Below are 691 nucleotides of genomic sequence, written 5' to 3' on the forward strand. Positions count from 1 at the left end.
TAACGATAAAAATGTTTTGCATTTCACTTCCAGTCTTAGCTTTTCCCCAAATAAAACCTTTGACAATACAGTTTATTCCCGGATACGGGAATCGGGAAATGAAGATAATAGTCTTCTTACTGAGAGTTCGCTGGATGATGATCTTTCTAATGTTGCTCTTGATTTAGAATATAAACATCTTCTAGATAAAGCAGGGGCAGAGGTATCTGCAAAGGTGCATTACACACGTTTTGACCAGAACAGGGACCAGGCCATTTTTACTACCTTCCAGGAATTTGATGGTCCTTTAGACGAGAACAGTTTCTTTACAGATGCAGATCAATCCATTAATATTTATACGGCCCAATTAGATTACATCACCCCAATAGGAGGTACCAGCTTTGAAAGCGGACTAAAAGCATCTATAATCGATTCGGAAAGCCGAATTGACTATATGGGTGCATATCCCGATATTGAGGAAGGAGCGTTGCAGTGGGATGAATTTTTATATGATGAGAAGATCTATGCCGGCTATGTGAGTATTGCGAAAGATTGGAGCAAATGGAGCGCTAAGGCTGGACTTAGAGGGGAATATACAGATCGTACAGGAGATTCCCGTTCCATGGAGCAGATTGATGACCGGGAATATTTTGAACTTTTCCCGACTTTCTACCTGCAGCATAATTTCAATGAAAATCACAGCCTCACTTTT

General features: G+C 40.4%; 1 protein-coding gene. It reads left to right on the plus strand.

Annotated features, from left to right (window positions below; translation table 11 throughout):
- The coding region (locus HC175_RS15965; RefSeq protein ID WP_168139404.1) for an outer membrane beta-barrel family protein at positions 1-691 on the plus strand (691 nt) is incomplete at both ends.

This window comes from Salinimicrobium oceani (assembly GCF_012037645.1).